The 17,226-nt window shown below is 72.1% G+C and carries 17 protein-coding genes; 5 read left to right on the top strand and 12 right to left on the bottom strand.

What is annotated here, in order from left to right; all coding sequences use genetic code 11:
* Positions 1 to 266: 266 nt before the first annotated feature.
* Positions 267 to 1,229, bottom strand: a complete 963-nt coding sequence (locus DGO_RS05530) for a homoserine dehydrogenase (protein WP_043801217.1) — start codon at positions 1,227 to 1,229, stop codon at positions 267 to 269.
* 215 nt (positions 1,230 to 1,444) lie between these two features.
* Here DGO_RS05530 and prfA point away from each other — a divergent pair, with 215 nt between their 5' ends.
* The 3 genes from prfA (at position 1,445) to DGO_RS05515 (ending at position 3,616) form a co-directional block, all read left to right on the top strand.
* On the top strand, positions 1,445 to 2,551 hold the full coding sequence (gene prfA, locus DGO_RS05525) for a peptide chain release factor 1 (protein ID WP_014684500.1): 1,107 nt from the start codon (positions 1,445 to 1,447) through the stop codon (positions 2,549 to 2,551).
* Positions 2,538 to 3,038: an NUDIX hydrolase gene (locus DGO_RS05520; protein WP_014684499.1), complete on the top strand. Its 501-nt coding sequence runs from the start codon at positions 2,538 to 2,540 to the stop codon at positions 3,036 to 3,038. Before prfA ends, DGO_RS05520 begins: the two co-directional genes overlap by 14 nt.
* Before the next feature lie 170 nt (positions 3,039 to 3,208).
* Positions 3,209 to 3,616, top strand: coding sequence for a hypothetical protein (locus DGO_RS05515; RefSeq protein WP_014684498.1), 408 nt, complete (start codon positions 3,209 to 3,211; stop codon positions 3,614 to 3,616).
* A 49-nt stretch (positions 3,617 to 3,665) separates the two neighbouring features.
* On the opposite strand, the gene DGO_RS05510 is transcribed toward DGO_RS05515, so the two are convergent.
* Together DGO_RS05510 and DGO_RS05505 are read right to left on the bottom strand one after the other, a co-directional pair.
* Entirely contained in the window at positions 3,666 to 4,835 is a 1,170-nt protein-coding gene (locus tag DGO_RS05510; protein WP_043801216.1) for a glutathionylspermidine synthase family protein, read from the bottom strand.
* On the bottom strand, positions 4,835 to 5,230 hold the full coding sequence (locus tag DGO_RS05505) for a hypothetical protein (protein WP_014684496.1): 396 nt from the start codon (positions 5,228 to 5,230) through the stop codon (positions 4,835 to 4,837). The genes DGO_RS05510 and DGO_RS05505 overlap by 1 nt, the downstream gene beginning before the upstream one ends.
* 79 nt (positions 5,231 to 5,309) lie before the next feature.
* On the opposite strand from DGO_RS05505, the gene DGO_RS05500 reads away from it, so the two are divergent.
* Positions 5,310 to 6,290, top strand: coding sequence for an RluA family pseudouridine synthase (locus DGO_RS05500; RefSeq protein WP_050920693.1), 981 nt, complete (start codon positions 5,310 to 5,312; stop codon positions 6,288 to 6,290).
* Positions 6,291 to 6,316: 26 nt separating this feature from the next.
* Here DGO_RS05500 and DGO_RS05495 read toward each other — a convergent pair whose 3' ends face one another.
* From DGO_RS05495 to DGO_RS05460, 8 genes are all read right to left on the bottom strand, one after another.
* Positions 6,317 to 6,691: a hypothetical protein gene (locus DGO_RS05495; protein ID WP_014684494.1), complete on the bottom strand. Its 375-nt coding sequence runs from the start codon at positions 6,689 to 6,691 to the stop codon at positions 6,317 to 6,319.
* A 24-nt stretch (positions 6,692 to 6,715) separates the two neighbouring features.
* Complete coding sequence (locus DGO_RS05490) at positions 6,716 to 8,155, bottom strand: aminotransferase-like domain-containing protein (protein WP_014684493.1); 1,440 nt, start codon at positions 8,153 to 8,155, stop codon at positions 6,716 to 6,718.
* On the bottom strand, positions 8,128 to 8,433 hold the full coding sequence (locus tag DGO_RS05485; RefSeq protein ID WP_043801214.1) for a hypothetical protein: 306 nt from the start codon (positions 8,431 to 8,433) through the stop codon (positions 8,128 to 8,130). Before DGO_RS05485 ends, DGO_RS05490 begins: the two co-directional genes overlap by 28 nt.
* Before the next feature lie 326 nt (positions 8,434 to 8,759).
* Positions 8,760 to 9,815, bottom strand: coding sequence for a 3-isopropylmalate dehydrogenase (gene leuB / locus DGO_RS05480; protein WP_014684491.1), 1,056 nt, complete (start codon positions 9,813 to 9,815; stop codon positions 8,760 to 8,762).
* Complete coding sequence (locus tag DGO_RS05475) at positions 9,808 to 10,413, bottom strand: 3-isopropylmalate dehydratase small subunit (RefSeq protein ID WP_014684490.1); 606 nt, start codon at positions 10,411 to 10,413, stop codon at positions 9,808 to 9,810. Before DGO_RS05475 ends, leuB begins: the two co-directional genes overlap by 8 nt.
* 93 nt (positions 10,414 to 10,506) lie before the next feature.
* Positions 10,507 to 11,763: a hypothetical protein gene (locus tag DGO_RS05470; RefSeq protein ID WP_014684489.1), complete on the bottom strand. Its 1,257-nt coding sequence runs from the start codon at positions 11,761 to 11,763 to the stop codon at positions 10,507 to 10,509.
* Positions 11,764 to 11,882: 119 nt separating this feature from the next.
* A complete protein-coding gene (locus DGO_RS05465) occupies positions 11,883 to 12,503 on the bottom strand; it encodes a LysE family transporter (protein WP_014684488.1) in 621 nt (206 codons plus the stop codon).
* On the bottom strand, positions 12,503 to 13,798 hold the full coding sequence (locus tag DGO_RS05460) for a 3-isopropylmalate dehydratase large subunit (RefSeq protein ID WP_014684487.1): 1,296 nt from the start codon (positions 13,796 to 13,798) through the stop codon (positions 12,503 to 12,505). The genes DGO_RS05465 and DGO_RS05460 overlap by 1 nt, the downstream gene beginning before the upstream one ends.
* A 281-nt stretch (positions 13,799 to 14,079) precedes the next feature.
* Between DGO_RS05460 and DGO_RS05455 the strand changes: the two genes are divergently transcribed.
* On the top strand, positions 14,080 to 16,272 hold the full coding sequence (locus DGO_RS05455; RefSeq protein WP_014684486.1) for an NHL repeat-containing protein: 2,193 nt from the start codon (positions 14,080 to 14,082) through the stop codon (positions 16,270 to 16,272).
* A gap of 54 nt (positions 16,273 to 16,326) precedes the next feature.
* Here the strand turns inward: DGO_RS05455 and DGO_RS05450 are convergent, their stop codons facing one another.
* Positions 16,327 to 17,169 carry an MBL fold metallo-hydrolase gene (locus DGO_RS05450; RefSeq protein WP_043801212.1) on the bottom strand — a complete coding sequence of 281 codons (843 nt, stop codon included), beginning with the start codon at positions 17,167 to 17,169 and terminating at the stop codon, positions 16,327 to 16,329.
* Positions 17,170 to 17,226 lie beyond the last annotated feature (57 nt).

Raw genomic sequence — 17,226 nt, 5'->3', positions numbered from 1 at the left:
GCCATGCTGCCCCCGCAGGCCGGGCGCGCGGGTGTGGAGGGTTTTACACAGGGTTGTGTGTTGCGGTGGCGGGACAGCCTGGACGCGTCTCCTCCGCGTCCCTCGGAGCGGTATCCCGCTGGGCTGAAGGGGTGCAGTCGACCCTTCGGCGTCACGGAGCGTCGCCGCCCTACGGCTTCCCGTTCTCCCGGTCCTGTGGGAGGGTGCCCGTCTGCTCGGGTCAGGGAAGGTGCAGCACGACCCCGCGCCTTCCGTGGCCCAGGTCCTCAGTGCAGCGGGACGTGACCCGGAAAACCCAGCAGGTAGTCGAGCAGGTCCCCGACCATCGCCGAGGCCGTGACCATGCCGCCCGCGCCGCCCCCGGCGAAGATCAGCGTGCCGCACTCCTCGCCCTCGTACAGCATGGCGTTGCGGCCCGCGCCCGCATTGCACAGCGGATGGTCGAAGGGCAGGCGCTGGGGCCCGACCGCCGCGCGCCACTCGCCGTCCTCGCGCGTCAGTTCGGCCACCAGCCGGATGCGCTCGCCCGCCGCCGCCGCCGCCTGCACGTCCTCCAGCGTGACCCCCTCGATGCCCCGCACCTCCACGGCGCTGTACGGAAAGTCGCCGTCGGCGCAGAACCGGGCCAGCACCGCGAGCTTGTGCGCCGTGTCGAAGCCCCCCACGTCCAGGGTGGGCGGGTCCTCGGCGTAGCCCAGGGCCTGGGCCTCGGCCAGCGCGTCGGCGTAGGCCCGGCCCGCCTCCATCTGGCCCAGGATATACAGGCAGGTGCCGTTCAGGACGGCTTGGAGGCGCGTGAAGGTGCTGGCGCGCAGCACGGTGCTCATCGGGCCGATGACGGGCGTGCCGGCCATCACCGAGGCCTCGTAGTACAGCCGCCCGGCCAGGGCGTGACCGCGCAGCTCGTCCCAGCACTCGGCCAGCAGGGCCTTGTTGGCGGTGATCACCGGCCGCCCCGAGCGCAGGTAGGGCCGCAGCAGCGCCAGCGGGCGCTCGACGCCGCCCATCGCCTCGATCACCACGCCGCACTCCTGCAAAAAGGCGGGGTCGGTGGTCATGCGGGTGCCGGCCGGCACCTCACGCGCCTTGTCCGGGTCGCGCACGAGGACGCCCGCCACCTCGATCTCGACCCCCAGGTCCCGGAAGATGGCCCTGCGGCGCTCGATGAGGTTCAGGACGTTCTGGCCCACGGTGCCGCAGCCCAGCACGCCGACGGTGACGGTTCTCATGGCGCGAATCTAACAGCGCCGGGCGCGGCGGGCCGGGGGCGGGATAGATGGGGCGCGGGGCAGCCGGCCCCACCCCGCTTTCCCCAGAAAGCGTAAGTCCCGCCCCGGCGTACCGGGGAGACCGGACGCTAGACTGCGTTCATGTTTCCCGTGAAAATCCTCGCCCGCAGGGCTGGGCGTCCCCTCTGGCCGCATGCGCGGCTGTGGGCCGGCCCATGAGCTCGCGCCTCTCGGAACTGCGCTCGGAATTCGCCCTCGTCGAGCGCGCCCTGGGCGACCCCGCCGCGCTGGCCGACGGCCGCGAATATACCCGCCTGACCCGCCGCCACCGCGAACTGCTGCCGCTGGTCACGCTGCTGCGCGAACAGGACACGCTGGAGGCCGATCTGGCCGGAGCGCGCGAACTGCTGGCCGACCCCGACATGCGCGAGCTGGCGCAGGGCGAGGTGCGCGCCCTGGAGGCGCGGCTGGCCGAGCTGGCCGCCGAGCTGGAGGTGCTGCTGCTGCCCACCGACCCCGACGACGCCAAGGACGTGATCCTGGAACTGCGCGCCGGGGCGGGCGGGGCCGAGGCGGGGCTGTTCGTGACCGACCTGCTGCGCATGTACACCCGCTATGCCGAGGGCCTGAACCTCAGGCTGAGCGTGCTGGACGCCGCCGAGAGCGACCTGGGCGGCGCGAGCAAGGTCGTGGCCGAGGTGACGGGCGAGGGGGCCTACCGCGCGCTGAAGTGGGAACGCGGCGTGCACCGGGTCCAGCGCGTGCCCGCCACCGAGTCGCAGGGCCGCATCCACACGAGCACCGCGACCGTCGCCGTGCTGCCCGAGGCCGAACCCGGCGAGGTGAGCCTGGACCTCTCGGAGGTGCGCATCGACGTGTTCCGCTCGCAGGGCGCGGGCGGGCAGGGCGTGAACACCACCGACTCGGCCGTGCGCGCCGTGTACCGGGCCGGCACCCCCGACGAGATCATGGTGGTGTGCCAGGACGGCCGGTCGCAGATCAAGAACCGCGAGAAGGCCCTGCAGGTCCTGGCCTCGCGGCTGGCCGAGCGCGAACGGGCCGCGCGTGAGGAGACCGAGCGCCAGGAGCGCGCCTCGCAGGTGGGCAGCGGCGACCGCAGCGAGAAGATCCGGACCTACAACTACCCGCAAAACCGCGTGACCGACCACCGCCTGGAGGGCGAGCACAAGAACCATCCCCTCGACAGCGTGGTGGCGGGCGCGCTGGGCCCGGTCGTGGGCGCGCTGGCCCGCGACGAGCGCGAGCGCCAGCTGCTGGAACTGGCCGCGCAGGAGGGGGGCCAGCGGCATGGGGCGGCGTGACCTGCTCGTCGCCGCCGGCATCCTGCGCGACCGTTCGGGGCGGGTCCTGCTCGTCGGCAACGACTGGCAGGGGCATGGCCGCGTGCGCCACACCCTGCCCGGCGGCATGGTCGAGCACGGCGAGACGCTGCCCGAGGCCCTGTACCGCGAGATCTTCGAGGAGACGGGCCTGAAGCTCACCGGCATCCGGCACATGGCCTACACGGTGCACATCGAGGACGAGCGCCGGGGCGAACGCGCCATCGCCGTGGCCTTCGAGGCGACCTGGGAGGGCCTGCTCAACCCGGCCGACCCCGACGGCTTCATCGTGGAGGCCAAGTTCTGCACGCCCGAGGAGGCGCTCGAAAAGCTCGAATCGCCGCCCATGCGCGAGCCGCTGAGCGACTATCTCAAGACCGGCGAGCCGGGCCGGTTCTACGCCTTCAAGGGATGGGACGGCCGGGGGGGCCTGCGCATTCCGGCGCTCCGGCCCCAGCCCTCGCCCTGAGCGGCGGGCCCCCTTTCCCTCCCCCGGCGGATGGGGGAGGGAAAGGGGACCTTCGCGAAATCTGGACGGAAGCCGGGGAAAAGCTGCGCGAAGTCTGGCCGGGTCCTGCACCGGCCCGGCCCACAGTGGGCCTCACGCCGGAGCCGCACGCTCCGCCCGAGGAGACCCCCATGAAGACCCTGACCCGCCTGTTTCCCGTCCTGACCCTCGCCGCCGCCCTGGGTGCCGCGCCCCTCGCCGCCGCCCAGACGGCCGCCCTGCCCACCCCGCTGCTCACGACCGACACCGCGCAGCTCGAGGTCTTCGCGCAGACCCCGGCCGTCGCGGTCGTGACCTACTACAGCGCCGCGCCCACCGACAAGGACACCCAGGTCCTGGGCGAGACGACGCTGAACTGGCGCAACAACGCGGCGCGCACCGCCCAGATTCAGGCCGGGGCGCCGGTGGGAACGCGGTACGTGCGCATCTACACGGCCGGGCAGGCGACGGTCCTGGCCTACGACGCCGCCTTCGTCGCCGGGGTCGAAACCCTCGCGGACCAGAGCGGCGGCGCCCTGCCCACCCAGGCCCTGAACTGAGGGGCAGGGGGCGTCAGAGTCGGGACCGCGCCCTCTTCGCCCCCCTCCCCTACCCCCCATCCGGCAGTACGACATGCGGCGCGAAAGTCGCGCGGTTGTCGGTGACGCGGCCCCGCCCCTCGCGGATGCCCAGGCCACAGACCTCACTCCCGGCCACCCACACGCCCAGCACCGGGTAGCGGGGGCCGTCGCTGGTGCCAAAGGTCGGCAGTTCGGCGTAACGCTGCTCGACCCGGGGCAGGTCGCCGTAGTCGCCCGGCGTGCTCGGCTCGCCCGGCAGCGTGACGTTCTGGCCCTCGCGCGAGTACAGCGGTTTGCGCACCACCTGTGGCCCCAGCGCGCCCGGCGTCAGGGTCGCGGGCAGCAGCAGGCGGTGACCCGGATGCCGCTCGTGCAGCAGCGCCAGCAGCCCCTTGCTCGACGTAACGGCCTTCCACAGCGGCTCGATGAAGCGCGTCTGCGTACTTGCCAGAAAGGCCGCGTCACGCGCCTCCCACGCGAACTCGAAGGGCCACAGCCACATCAGGTTCCGGATGGGCAGGTTCCAGGTATCGAGGAGCGTCGCCTCGGCCGGGTTCGTGCCCACCTCGTCGGCGGCCAGGAACGAGCCGCCGATTCCGGCCTCCTGCGCCAGATCGCGCAGGTAGGTGACGGTCGCCATGTCCTCGGCGTCGCGCCCCGACGAGAAGTGCGCCTGGGCCACGCCGCGCGCTGCGCGCAGGTGCGCCCACTGCTCGCCCAGTCCCTCGTGGACGGTGTTCCACTGCTCCGTGCCCGCCGCGAGCTGCCCAGCCCGCAGCCGGTCTTCGAGCCAGTGCCACTGGCACACGCTCGCCTCGATCAGGCTGGTGGGCGTCTGGGCGTTGACCTCCAGCAACCTGGGCGGCCCCACGCCGTCCCAGGCGAGGTCCAGGCGCATGTACAGCGTCGGGTCGTCGCGGTCCCAGGACTCGCGGATGGCCCCGTGCAGGAAGGCCGGGATGCCCAGCTCGGCCAGCCGCCCCTCCTCGATGGCCGCGCCGGTCGCCTCCAGCACGAGGTCGGTCAGGAGCTGCGCGTCGCGGCGCAGGCCGTCCACCTGCGCGCGGGTCAGGGCGTAGTAGCCTTCCTCGCCCCAGTACGGCACCGGATGTTCGGGGGTGGGGGCGTACCACGTCATCCCGACCTCTTCCAGGCGGCGCGGCCAGTCGGGACGGGGGGGCAGGGTGAGGCGCCGCATCAGCCGCCGAAGCTGCCGCCGCCGCGCGACCGGCTGCCGCTGGTGAAGCCGCCCCGGCCCGTGCCCGGCTTGCTGAAGGTGCGGACACTCCCCTTGCTGTCGAAGCTCAGGCCCTGCCCGGCCACGCCGCCGCTGCGGTCGTAACCCAGGTAGCGGGTGTTGCTGCGCCCCGCGAAGAAATACGGGCCGTAATAGAACGACCCGCCGCCCGTGCGCGCGGTCTTCTGGCAGGGATTTTGCAGGCCCCGGGCGATCTGGGGCTGGTAGGCGCGCACGCACTCGGCGTAGGAATTGAAGGAAGTGCGGCGGTACTGGTTCAGGTCGGGGTCGCCCCCGCAGCTGGCCAGCACGGCGGGAAGGGCCGCCAGCAGCGGCAGCCGGAAGGTCTTGCTCATACCTGGGTATACGCCGGGCGCGGCGGAAAGTTGCGCCGATCTGCCCGGAGGCGTCCGGCGTGCGCTAGGCTGGGCGGTTGTGAACACCGACGCCGCCGCCCCCGCCCCCCTGGCCCTGACCGCCACCCCCGGCCGCCTGGACGCCGTGCTGGCCGCCCAGAGCGGGGTGAGCCGCTCGCAGGTCGCGGGCTGGATCGCGGGCGGGCACGTGCAGGTGGGCGGCGCGGTGCTGCTCAAGCCCGGGCACAAGCTGCGCGGCGGCGAGACGTTGCTGGTCACGCCCCCACCGGTCCGGGAGGCGGCCGTGCTGCCCGAGACCGTGCCGCTCGACGTGCTGTACGAGGACGAGCACCTCGTGGCGATCAACAAGCCGCCGGGCATGGTCACGCACCCGGCGCCGGGGGTCAGCAGCGGCACCCTGGTCAACGCGCTGCTGGGCCGTATGAGCCTGCCCGAGCAGCAGGACTTCGACGGCCCCGAGGGCTACCGCCCCGGCATCGTGCACCGGCTGGACAAGGACACGAGCGGCGTGATCGTGGTCGCCAAGACGGTCGCGGCCCACGCCAGCCTCGCTGCTGCCTTCAAGGACCGCGAAACCCGCAAGACCTATCTGGCCATCGCCGCCGGGCAGTGGCGCGCCGACCACCCCGCAGCGGTGGACGTGCCCATCGGCCGCCACCCGGTGCAGCGCCAGCGCATGACGGTGGGCGGCGCGCAGGCGCGCGAGGCCCAGACCCTGTTCACGCCGCTCGCCGCGCACCCCGACGGGCACGGGCGCACGCTGGCCCTGGTGCGGGCGCAGCCCCGGACCGGGCGCACCCACCAGCTCCGGGTCCACCTGGGGCACCTCGGCAGCCCGATCCTGGGCGACGCGGTGTACGGCCGCGAGAGCGCGGTCATGCCCCGGCAGGCCCTGCACGCCCACTTCCTGAGCGTGCCGCACCCGGTGAGCGGCGAGGCGCTGCGGCTGCACGCCCCTGTGCCCGACGATCTGCTGGACGCGTGGGTGACCCTGGGCGGCGAACTGCCCACCACACTGGAACAGGCTCCGCAGGACTGAGCCGCTCGGCGCGGCCGTGGGCCTGCTCACGGCGCGGTGGAATGCGCCTCCTGCAAATTGAGACGGCCCGTGTAGTGGTCGAACTCCACGACCACGCGGTAGGTACCGGGCTGCCCGCCGCCCACCACGTTCAGGCTCCACTCGCCCTCGCGGCAGGTCTGGCCCGCGATCTGGGTGCCGTCGGGGGCCAGCAGGCGTACCGTGGCCTCGCCGCCGCGCACCCGGCAGGCCCCGGTCACGCCGACCCGCTGCCGGGCATCGGCCGTCGCGTAGCGGTAGGTGTTGGTGCCGGTGGCGTTGAGCAGATACGTCTCGGTCAGGGTGACGGCCCCCAGGCGCAGCCCCACCGTGAAATAGAGCGTCGCCAGGGCGACCACCAGCACCGCGAGCACGTAACGCATCGCCCCGCAGTGTAGCCCGGCCGCTCAGGCGAACTGCCGCGCCAGCCGGCCCACACCGGCCCGGATGGCCTCGGGGGGCAGGTGGGCGTAGGCGAGCAGCACCCCCGCCTGCCCCGGCCCCGATACCGGCGAGAGGGCCACCCCCACCGCCCGTGCCCCGGCCTGCGCCGCCGGCGCACTCAGGCCGGGGGGGAGGGTCACGTACAGGTGCAGGCCCGCCCGCGCCGGCCGGGGCTGCCAGCCGGGCAGCAGGTTCGTCAGGGCCGCGAGCAGCACGTCGTGGCGGTGGGCCAGGGCCTGCCGCGCCCGGCGCAGGTGCCGCGCGTATCCGCCCGAGGCGAGCAGGTCGGCCAGCGCCAGCGCGTCGAGGGTTCCGGGAAAGCGGTCGGTGAGCGGCCGGGTCGCCGCCAGCACCCGCAGCACCTCGGGCGGCGCAGCCACGAAGCCGCTGCGGGTGACCGGCGCGAGGCTCTTGGAAAAGCTGCCCAGCAGGATCACCCGCTCGGGCGCGAGGCCCTGCATCACGGTGGGGGCGCGGCCGGTGTGGTGCAGGTCGGCGGCGTAGTCGTCTTCGAGGAGATACGCCCCGGCCCCGCGCGCCCAGGCCAGCACCTCACGCCGCCGCGCCGCGCCGAGCGTGACGGTCGTGGGGTACTGGCATCCCGGCGTGAGGTACAGCAGCGAGGCCTGCGGAGGCAGGGCTTCGGGACACAGGCCGCCGCCGTCCACCGGTACGCCGCGCACCTCGGCTCCGGTGGCGCTCAGGGCGGCGAGCGCCGCCGGGTAGGTGGGCACCTCGGCGGCGGCCACCCGGCCCGGCTCCAGGAACAGGCGCGCCAGGGCGTCGAGCGCGGGTTGCGTCCCCCCGGTGAGCATGAGCATCTCGGGCGTGACCTGTGCCCCCCGCTCGGCGCGCAGGTGGGCCGCCAGGGCGCGGCGGGTGTCGAGCGGCCCGAGGGGATCGTCGCCCCCGCTGCCCGTCAGGGGCTGCGCGGCGCGGCGAGCGAGCGCCTGCGCCCAGGCCCGCGCCGGGTACAGCTCGGGCACCGGCTGCCCCACCCGGAAGTCGGTGGCGTAGTCGCCGCCCGCGTCCTCCAGTTGCCCGGCCAGGGCGCGCTCGGCCCAGGCGCTCAGGGGCAGCCGGGGAGCCGGCGCGGAGCCGGTGCCCGGCAGGTCCAGGACGGGCAACAGGACGCGCGTGCCGCTGCGGCCCCGCGCCTCGACGTAGCCCTCGGCTTCCAGCTGGGCCAGGGCGTCCACCAGGGTATTGCGCGAGACCCCCAGGGCCTGCGCCAGTGCGCGGTGCCCCGGCAACCGGGTGCCGCCCGGCAGCGCGCCTTCCGACACTGCCCCCCGTAGGGTCCGCGCCACGCGGGCATGCAGGGCCTCGGCCGGCAGGGGGGGCAGCAGCCCCGGCAGGGTGAGCGGCTCGCGGCTCAGCGGGCGAACTCCCGTTCCAGCCATGCGCGCTGCCCGCCCTCCTGTTCCAGCGCCTGACCGGCCACGTCCAGGAACAGGCTCCTGGCCGCTTCGGCGTCGGCGGGGGTCACGCCGTACTTGGCCGGGTCGGCCAGGAGGTCACGCAGCAGGGGAAACACGGGCGTGTTCGGGTGGAGCTGCCCCGCCACCGTCACGTCGGCGGGCCACTTCAGGAGGTAGTCCAGGGCGTAGGGGGCGGGTTCCAGCACGCAGCCGCCCGGGTAGGGGATGCGGCGGGGGGCCGGGAAGGTGACGGCAGGCATGGGGTCAGGATGGCGCGTGGGGGTGGGGGCAGGCAATGGGCCTGGAGCGGGAAGGCGTTCGGGTCTCGTTTACCCTCTCCCCCAGCCCGCTCCCGCTGGGAGGGGAGCGCTCAGCACTGCGCTCGGCAGGAGTCGTCCCGGAAGTCAGTAGGGCAGCTTTGCCCTGCGGCGTGACAGCTCAGCTCGGGGCCAGCCCTGGCCATCTGGAATGGCCCGCGCGCTGCGCACACGACGGCCTTCGAGGGGAACTGGACAGTGAGGGCTACATCTTCACAGACCAGCAGGGGCGAGCCGAATCGCTCGCCCCCACTCTTCATACTTCGCGCTCAGCCTACGGCGGGCGTTTCCATCGCGTCCAGCACGGCGCGGGTGAAGGTCTGGGTGTCGGCCGTGCCGCCCAGGTCGCGGGTGGGGTGGGCGCGCAGGGCGAGGGCCACGGCGCGGTCCACCGCGTTGGCGGCGTCGCTGCGCGAGAGGCCGTGGCGCAGCAGCATCCCCACGCTCATGATGGCGGCGGCGGGGTTGGCGATTCCCTTGCCCGCGATGTCGGGCGCGCTGCCGTGGATCGGCTCGAAGAGGCCGGGGCCGTCGCCCAGCGACGCCGAGGGCATCAGGCCCAGGCTGCCCGGAATCACGGCGGCGAGGTCCGAGAGGATGTCCCCGAACAGGTTCTCGGTGACGATCACGTCGTAGCGGCCCGGGTCCGAGACGATGAGCATGGCCACGCTGTCCACGTACTCGTGGTTCAGGTGGACGCCCCGGTACTTGCGGTCGCGCAGGGCCTGCACGTCACGGCGCCACAGCTCGCTCACTTCGAGCACGTTGGCCTTGTCCACGCTGGTCACGCGGCCTTTTCTCTGCTCGGCGGCCCAGAAGGCCATATCCGCCACGCGCTCGACCTCGGGGGTCGTGTAGCGCATGGTGTTGTAGGCCGTGTCGCCCTCGATCTTGCGGTCGCCGTCGAAATAGATGCCGCCCAGCAGCTCGCGCACGATGAGGATGTCCACGCCGCGCGCCAGCTCGGGCTTGAGGGGCGAGAGGTGCTCTAGGCCCGGCTGCACGCGCACGGGACGCAGGTTGGCGTAGCAGCCCAGCGCCTTGCGCAGGGACAGCAACCCGGACTCGGGGCGCAGGGGCCGGGGCAGCTTGTTCCAGGGCGAGTCGTGCGCGCCGCCCACGGTGCCCAGCAGCACGGCGTCGGCGTCCTTCAGGGCGTCGCGGGTCGCGGCCGGAAAGGGCTCGCCGTGCGCCTCGTAGGCCCCGCCGCCGATGGCGTGTTCCTCGATGGTCACGTCGGGGGCCACCTCGCGCAGCACGGCCACCGCCGCCGCCGTCACCTCGGGCCCGATGCCGTCGCCCGGCAGGGTCACGATCTTAGGCATGGTGCGTCTCCCTGGGGCCGTCTTCCTTGGCGGCGTCGTCGCCCAGCGGCGTGCCCGCGTGCCCGTGCCCGGCCGAGGTGCTGGCCGTGTCCAGACGCTCGGCTTCCAGCGCCGCCTCGTCGTTGGCCTTCATGTATTCCAGCCAGCCGCCCGCCCGCTGCACGTCCAGCGCGAACTGCGGCACCGGCACGAAGGTCAGGCTCTGGCCGGTGCGCGTGTTGGTGATGGTGCCGCCCGCGAGGTCCAGATCGGCCGGGTCGCCGTCCTGGAAGGCCTCGACGATGCCCTCGCATTCCAGCGCCAGAAAGCCGTTGTTGATGGAGTTGCGGTAGTAGATGCGCGCGAAGTTGGGCGCGATGACGGCCGCCACGCCCGCGCCGCGCAGCGCCCAGACGGCGTGCTCGCGGCTGCTGCCACAGCCGAAGTCGGCCCCGGCGACGATGATGTCGCCCTTCTGCACGCGCTTCACGAAGCCCTTGTCGTAGTCCTCCATCGCGTAGGGGGCCAGTTCGGCCTCCACATCGGTGGTCAGGTGCCGGGCAGGAATGATCTCGTCGGTGTTGATGTGGTCACGGGCGAACACGTGGACAGTGGGCATGGATGACTCCTTGGTCGGAATGGAAAGGGAGGCGGGGCGGGGGACACGGGGCGCGGGTCTGCGGCCCGGGACGGCGCCCGCCCGGGACCCGGCTCAGTTCTCCTGCTGGCCCGCCGCGAAGGCCGACAGTTCCTCGGGCACTTCCTCGTCGTAGAGGTCGCGCCACTGCTGGCCGTCGAAGGTCACTTCGGATTCGATGAAGGTCTGGGCGAGCGGGCTGTCGTCAGTCAGGGCGTCGGCGGGCAGGTCGAGGCGCACGGCGACGGGGGCGGGCAGCTTCGTGCCCTCGGGCACGTCGAGTTCCTCGGCGAAGGTCTCGGTGAACATGCGGGTCGTCCACTCGGCCCAGGCCTCGGCGTTGCCGGCCCCGGTGCTCTCGCGCAGGTCCTCGCGGATGCGCTCGGCGTGCTCGGCGGGGATGTCGTCTTCCTGCCACTCGACGCGGCCGTCGGCGTACACGGTCACGGGGACCATGTTCATGTCGAAGAATTCGGCCAGCTCGGGCATGAGGTTGCCCTCCTCGGCCACCGCGCCGGGGTTGTCGTAGGCGTGCCAGGTCTCGCCGTCGAGGGTGTAGGTCTGGTGCTCGGTCGGAAAGAACTCGGCGTCGCGGCGGATGGCGAAGACCTCGCTCAAAGGCGACTGGAGGGGCGCGGCGCGGCGCAGTTCGAAGGTGGTGCGCCGGGCCTGAGGCACCTCAGCCTGCGTGTCGTCCAGCGTCTCGCGGTGGATGTCGGCCCACTGCTCCGGGGTGGCGCCGTGCCACAGCCGCGTCACGTCCTCCAGCGCTTCGAGCAGGTCCTCGGGCGGGTCGGGGGTGATGTCGATGCGCCCCTGCGCCCAGCCTTCAGCCGTGAACTGCCCGATGAGCTCGCCCTGAAGCTTGAAGGCCGGGTGATCTTCGAGCAGGCGCATGATGCGCTGCGGGTCACGCAGGGTCGGGAAGGCCTCCCAGCGCTCGCCGTCCAGCGAGTGGCGCTGGTCGCGCAGCCGCACCGCGCCGCCCTCGACTTCCAGGGCCACGCCGTCCACGTCGGCGGCGTTCTTGCCCAGCACGAGTTCGCCGGTCACGCGCCGCAGCGGGGGCACGGGAATGGCCTGCACGTCCTCGGCGGTGACGAGGCGGTTGCCCCGGTAGCCGCCCGAAAGCACCTGCACACCCCGGTACTCGCCCTCCCAGCCCGCGCCGAAGGCCTGGGTCAGGGTCAGGGCGTCCTCGATCAGGCGGCGCTGCCGGGCGTCGTCGGGGCCACGCACGAAGGAGACGGTGCCGTCCGTGTGCAACTGCGCCTCGAAAGGCAGGACGGTCGGCATCAGGCCGAGTTGTTTGCGTCGTTTGGCTTCACCCATGAGACCCCCAGCTTAGAACATCTGCCAAAAGAGCCGTCTCCGTCTGGCCCCACGAAGCGCGCGTGCCGAGAAGAGCGGGGCGGACCTGCAAAGCCGCCCGGCAGAGAACGGGAACGGCCCTACTCGCGCGAGGCCAGCAGCAGGCCGCCGAAGCCCAGCATCAGCGTGCCGGCCACCCGGTCAATGCCCTTGCGGGCGCGCAGGTAGGCGGCCTGCACCGGCCGGGTGGACATGCCGCAGGCCACCAGCACGAACCACGCGAGGCTGAGCGAGACGACCACGCCGAACACCGCCAGCTTGAGGCCGGGGGTGGTGTGCGCGCCCAGCACGCTGGAAAACACGCTGCCGAAGAACACCGCCGCCTTGGGGTTGGCGATGTTCGTCAGGAAGCCCGCGCGCAGGTTGGCCCAGTCACTGTGGGCCACGGCGGGCGACTGCGCCCCCGCCTCGGCCTCGCCGTGCCCGGCGCTGCGCCAGAGGTTCAGGCCCATCCACAGCAGGTACAGCCCCCCCGCCACCTTGATGACGCCGTGAATCCAGGGAAACTGCGCGAACAGGAAATTGATGCCCAGCAGCGCCAGCCCCGCCCAGCAGGCGATGCCCAGGCACACGCCCAGGCCCGCGAGCAGGGCCGCGCGGCGCGACCGGGCCAGGGCGGCGCGGCTGACCAGCAGCACGTCCGGCCCCGGCACGACGAGCACCACCAGATGCAGCGCCGCCACCGCCAGCAGCACGTTCATCAGTCGGCCGCCTCGGTGCCGGGAGCAGGCGCGTTGTACTCGCGCGGGTCGCTGATGAAGCCCGCGACCGCGCTCGCCGCCACCGTCGCCGGGCTGGCGAGATAGATCTGCGCGCTGGGGTCGCCCATGCGGCCCACGAAGTTGCGGTTGGAGGAGCTGATGCACACGTCGTCCGGCCCCAGCACGCCCGAGTGCATACCCAGGCAGGCCCCGCAGGACGGGTAGCTGACGCTGGCCCCGGCGTCCACGAAGATCTCCATGAGGCCTTCCTGCGCCGCCTGCTTCCAGATGGCCTGGGTGGCGGGCACCACGATCATCTGCACGCCGTCGGCGACCTTGCGGCCCTTGAGGATGCGGGCCACGTCGCGCAGGTCGCCGATGCGGCCGTTGGTGCAGCTGCCCACGTAGGCGTGCGTCACGGCGATGCGGTCGCTGCCCGCCACGCGCCCGTTGCTGGGGATGTGGGGGTAGGCGACGGTCGGCTCGACGGCGGCGGCGTCGATCTCGACGACCACCTTGTACTTCGCGTCGGGGTCCGAGGCGTACTCGGTGTAGCTGCCCGGCTCGACGCCGCGGTCACGCAGATACTGGCGGGTGGTGTCGTCCACGCCCACGATGCCGGTCTTGCCGCCCGCCTCGATGGCCATGTTCGTCAGGGTGAAACGGCCCTCCATGTCCATGCGGTCGATGGTGTCGCCCACCCACTCCATGACCATGTAGTTCGCGCCGTCGGCCCCGATGCGCTTGATGACCTCCAGCACGATGTCCTTGGGGGTCACGCCCGGCTGCATTTCGCCGGTCACGCGGATGAGCATGGTCTCGGGAATCTTGAACCAGACCTTGCCGGCGTAGATCGCGCCCGCGAGGTCGGTGCTGCCGACGCCCGTGGCGAACATGCCCAGCGCGCCCGCGTTACAGGTGTGCGAGTCGCCCGATACCAGGGTCTGCCCGGGGTTGACCAGGCCGGTATTCTCCAGCACGACGTGCGCGATGCCGCCGCGCCCCACGTCGAAGAAGTGCTTGACGCCCTTTTCCTGCACCCAGGACTTGAGCTTCTGGTACATCTTGGCGGCCTTGATGTTCATGGCCGGCACGCTGTGGTCGGGCACCGCCACGATGCGCGAGGGGTCGAAGACCTTGTCCATGCCGCGCTCTTCGAGCATGCGCAGCGCGGCGGGGGTGGTGATCTCGTGGCACAGCACCCAGTCGGTGGCGCACTCGATGAGCTGGCCCGGCACCACGTGGTCGTGGCCGCTGTGGGCCGCCAGAATCTTCTCGGCAATCGTCATTCCCATACCCCATCCCTCCATTCGCGCCCCAAGCGAAAACCCCCGCGCGTCGTCGCTGCGGGGGCACTGTTGAACGCCGGGTCTGCGCGCTCAACGCCCCAGTCGAAGAAGAAGGCCAGTGGCGGCCCGGTTCTGCGGCGGTGCGGTGAACATGCGCGCAGGATAGCGCGCGGGGGTGGCGGCGCGGGGGGGTGGGATAGACGGGCAGGAACCGCGCCGTCTTCGCGGCGGCGCGGGGCAGATGCAGCTACAGAGCCGCCTCCTCTTTCTTAGAATCCTGAGTCGAGATGAAGAAACGACTGATGTCCCCCCTCCTGCTGAGTGGACTGCTCGTGGCCTGCGGCGGCTCTACGCCCACGCCCGGACCTACGCCTGATACCACCGACCCCGCCGTCCTGAGCGGCCAGCTGAGCGGCTGGAACTACGGCGCGCTCACCCCAGCCATGGTGTCGCGCCTGGGCGACGACTCGGTGCCCCTGACCGGCAGCCGCATCGGCAGCGACGGCACGGTGAGCGTCACGCTGCCCGCGCCGACCAGCACTGCTTCGCTGATGAGCGACTGCACGTTCAGCGGCGCCCGCAGCGTGCCTGACGTCCAGATTGATCTGGTGGACGTGGTCGCGGCCACCTCGCAGGGCGACCTGCTGGGCACAGTGACGCAGACCCGCCGCAGCGACGGCGAACCGCTGACGCGCATGTATTCCTCGGCCGACGCGACTTTCAGGGGGACCCTGCGCTGCCGTACCCTGAGCCTCGACCTGAACCTGGACCTGCGTGCCGGATGGAACACGATCATCGTCAAACAGCCCTCGGCGAGCGCGCTGCAATTTGCCAGTGTGGACCGTACGGTCCCGACCGACCTGAAGTTCGTCGCCTACAGCCCGGAGGTGGTCTTCAGCTTTACCGACGATTCGCCGCTGGTGCTGCGGGCCGGGCAGTCGGCCAAACGGGAGGTGCGCGTCTATCAGGACGGCGGCATCTCGGGCGACGTGACCCTCTCGACCGACCTGCCGGGCGTGACCGTCACCCCCGGCACCCTGAGCCTGCCCACCCTGAGGGCCCAGCGGGCCCCCGCGCGGCCCCGGGGCCTGGGCGCCCTGGGAGGCCCGCGCACCCAGGCCGTGACCACCACCCTGACCTTCGCTGCGGGCAGTGGCGCCGCGACCTTCAGCGGAGAACTGCACCTGCTGGCCCGCCAGAACGGGCGGACCGTAGGGGGCGCGCGCCTGCAGGCCGACATTCGCGTGCCCTCGGCACAGCTGTGGCTCGGCGGCGACTTCCTGAACGGCTATGTGGGCGAATCGTCCACCCTGGCACTGAGCCTGACGCCACAAGACGGCCTGAGCGGGCCTGTCACGGTCGGTCTCGTGGACCCGCCCGCCGGCGTCAGCGCGGCCCCCAGGCAGGTCACGCTGACCCCCGGCACGACCACCAACCTGGACCTGGCGGTGCAGGTGGCGGGCACGGCGACGCTGGGCGACCTCAAGCTGAAGGTCGGCGGCGACAGCATCGGCGTGGCCACGGCGACCCTGCGGGTCAAGCCCGCCCGGACCCGCATCGAGGTGCAGCAGGCCCCCTCCAGCCTGACCCCGGCGGCCCAGGGCGTCTGGATCACGTCTGCGTACACGTACACGGCCGGGGCGAAAACTCTGGCGACCTTTCAGCGGCTCGTGGAGGGCAAGGCGGCCACCGAGGTCAAGCTGGAGAATGTCTCCGGCGGCCTGATCTCCATTCCGGGCGGCGACGTGTACGCGGCAGGCACCTGGAACGACAGTGGGAAGAAGTTCTACCGCTTCGACGATGCGGGCAAGGTCACCGTCTACGACGTGCCGGCAGCCATCAGCCCCCAAGCCCTGCTCTCGGGGCCGGTGGCCGACGCACAGGGCCGGGTCTGGTATGTGGGTACCGCCAAGGAGGAGATGGGTGTGTTCCGCTATGGCCTCTTCGTCTGGACCCCGGCCACCGGTCAGATCGCTGCCGTGGACCCCGAGGGGGCGTATAGCAGCAACTCGAGCAACCTGGCCTTCAGCCGCAGCGCCAGTGGCCGCTACCTGCTCTATCTGGGCGGGTACAACAGCAAGCCGGTCCTGATCGACACCGAGACGGCCAAGACCACCGTTCTGCCCACGACCGGCGGCGGCACGGTGGAAAGCGGCGCGGTGAGCGACACCGGCGAGGCCTGGCTGCTCGCCTACGGCGCCCTGACCCGCGTGAACACGGACGGCACCTCGACCACCTTCCCGGCCCCCAGCGGCGCGAGCTACCTGCGCCTGCTGGGCTTCGACCGCCAGCAGCCGGGCGTGCTGTGGCTCACCACCTACCAGGGGGTGGCGCGCGTGGCCACTGGCAGCACCCCCACCCTGATCCTGACCGACCAGCCGATGGGCAGCGCCCTGAATGCGGGCGGCGGCCTGACCTTCCTGACGACGGGTTCGGCGGCGAACGGCACCCCGCTGGCCTACCTCAGCACCCTGCCCTGAGCCTCGGCCGCACTGGAAAGCCCCACCCTCTGCGGAGGGTGGGGCTTTCCGTGTTCAGTCCAGTCCCTGCAACGTGTACCCCCGCTTGCCCTCCACGAGCCGCGCGAAGGCCACGTCCGGGTCGTGGGGCGTGCAGACGACCGCGCCCTCCTCGTGCCACACGGGCAGGTACGCCTTGCGCGTCTCCAGGGTCGTGACCGGGTACAGGTCGTAGCCCATGATGTACGGATACGGCGCGTGCGCCAGCGTGGGCACCAGATCGGCGCAGTAGACCAGCGTGTCGCCCCCCGAGCGCAGCACCACGCCCTGCTGCCCCAGGTTGTGCCCCGGCAGCGGCAGCACGCTCAGGCCGGGCAACAGCTCGGTCTCGCCCTCCACGACCTCGAACAGTCCGGCGCCCAGAATGGGCATGAACGTCTCGGGGATATAGCTCGCGCGGTTGCGCTCGTGGGTATGCAGGGCGTCTTCGAGTTCGCGCCTCTGGACCACGTAGCGCGCATTCGGGAAGGTCGGCTCGCCGGTCAGGCCGGTGTTGCGCCCGCAGTGGTCGAAGTGCAGGTGCGTGTTGATCACGAGGTGGATGTCCTCGGGGTCCAGGCCGACCTCGCGCAGCCCCCGGAAGACCGTCTCGTCGCGTTCCAGGGCGTACATGTCCTCGAACTTGGGGCCGCCCCGGTCCCACATGCCCGTCTCGACGAGGATGTTCTGGCCATCCAGCCGAATGAGCAACGGGTTGATGCGCAGCCGGATGCGGTTGTCGAGGTCGGCAGGGGCCACGCGCTCCCACAGCACTTTGGGAACGCTGCCGAACATCGCGCCGCCATCGAGGCGAAACTGTCCGTCGGTAAGGGAATACACGTCGGCCTCGCCGACGCGCCGGTGCTTGAGCCAGGGCATGCCGCCCACTGTAGCGGCGGACACTCGGGCCGTTCGGCCAGGACAGACACTGAACCG

Source organism: Deinococcus gobiensis I-0 (assembly GCF_000252445.1).
Classification (GTDB): Bacteria; Deinococcota; Deinococci; order Deinococcales; family Deinococcaceae; genus Deinococcus; species Deinococcus gobiensis.
This window is presented reverse-complemented; position numbering and strand designations above follow the sequence as displayed.

Coding starts and splice junctions, on each gene's coding strand:
- DGO_RS05530 (WP_043801217.1), bottom strand. CDS start 1,229: ATGAGAACCGTCACCGTCGGCGTGCTGGGCTGCGGCACCGTGGGCCAG.
- prfA (WP_014684500.1), top strand. CDS start 1,445: ATGAGCTCGCGCCTCTCGGAACTGCGCTCGGAATTCGCCCTCGTCGAG.
- DGO_RS05520 (WP_014684499.1), top strand. CDS start 2,538: ATGGGGCGGCGTGACCTGCTCGTCGCCGCCGGCATCCTGCGCGACCGT.
- DGO_RS05515 (WP_014684498.1), top strand. CDS start 3,209: ATGAAGACCCTGACCCGCCTGTTTCCCGTCCTGACCCTCGCCGCCGCC.
- DGO_RS05510 (WP_043801216.1), bottom strand. CDS start 4,835: ATGCGGCGCCTCACCCTGCCCCCCCGTCCCGACTGGCCGCGCCGCCTG.
- DGO_RS05505 (WP_014684496.1), bottom strand. CDS start 5,230: ATGAGCAAGACCTTCCGGCTGCCGCTGCTGGCGGCCCTTCCCGCCGTG.
- DGO_RS05495 (WP_014684494.1), bottom strand. CDS start 6,691: ATGCGTTACGTGCTCGCGGTGCTGGTGGTCGCCCTGGCGACGCTCTAT.
- DGO_RS05490 (WP_014684493.1), bottom strand. CDS start 8,155: ATGGCTGGAACGGGAGTTCGCCCGCTGAGCCGCGAGCCGCTCACCCTG.
- DGO_RS05485 (WP_043801214.1), bottom strand. CDS start 8,433: ATGCCTGCCGTCACCTTCCCGGCCCCCCGCCGCATCCCCTACCCGGGC.
- leuB (WP_014684491.1), bottom strand. CDS start 9,815: ATGCCTAAGATCGTGACCCTGCCGGGCGACGGCATCGGGCCCGAGGTG.
- DGO_RS05475 (WP_014684490.1), bottom strand. CDS start 10,413: ATGCCCACTGTCCACGTGTTCGCCCGTGACCACATCAACACCGACGAG.
- DGO_RS05470 (WP_014684489.1), bottom strand. CDS start 11,763: ATGGGTGAAGCCAAACGACGCAAACAACTCGGCCTGATGCCGACCGTC.
- DGO_RS05465 (WP_014684488.1), bottom strand. CDS start 12,503: ATGAACGTGCTGCTGGCGGTGGCGGCGCTGCATCTGGTGGTGCTCGTC.
- DGO_RS05460 (WP_014684487.1), bottom strand. CDS start 13,798: ATGGGAATGACGATTGCCGAGAAGATTCTGGCGGCCCACAGCGGCCAC.
- DGO_RS05455 (WP_014684486.1), top strand. CDS start 14,080: ATGAAGAAACGACTGATGTCCCCCCTCCTGCTGAGTGGACTGCTCGTG.
- DGO_RS05450 (WP_043801212.1), bottom strand. CDS start 17,169: ATGCCCTGGCTCAAGCACCGGCGCGTCGGCGAGGCCGACGTGTATTCC.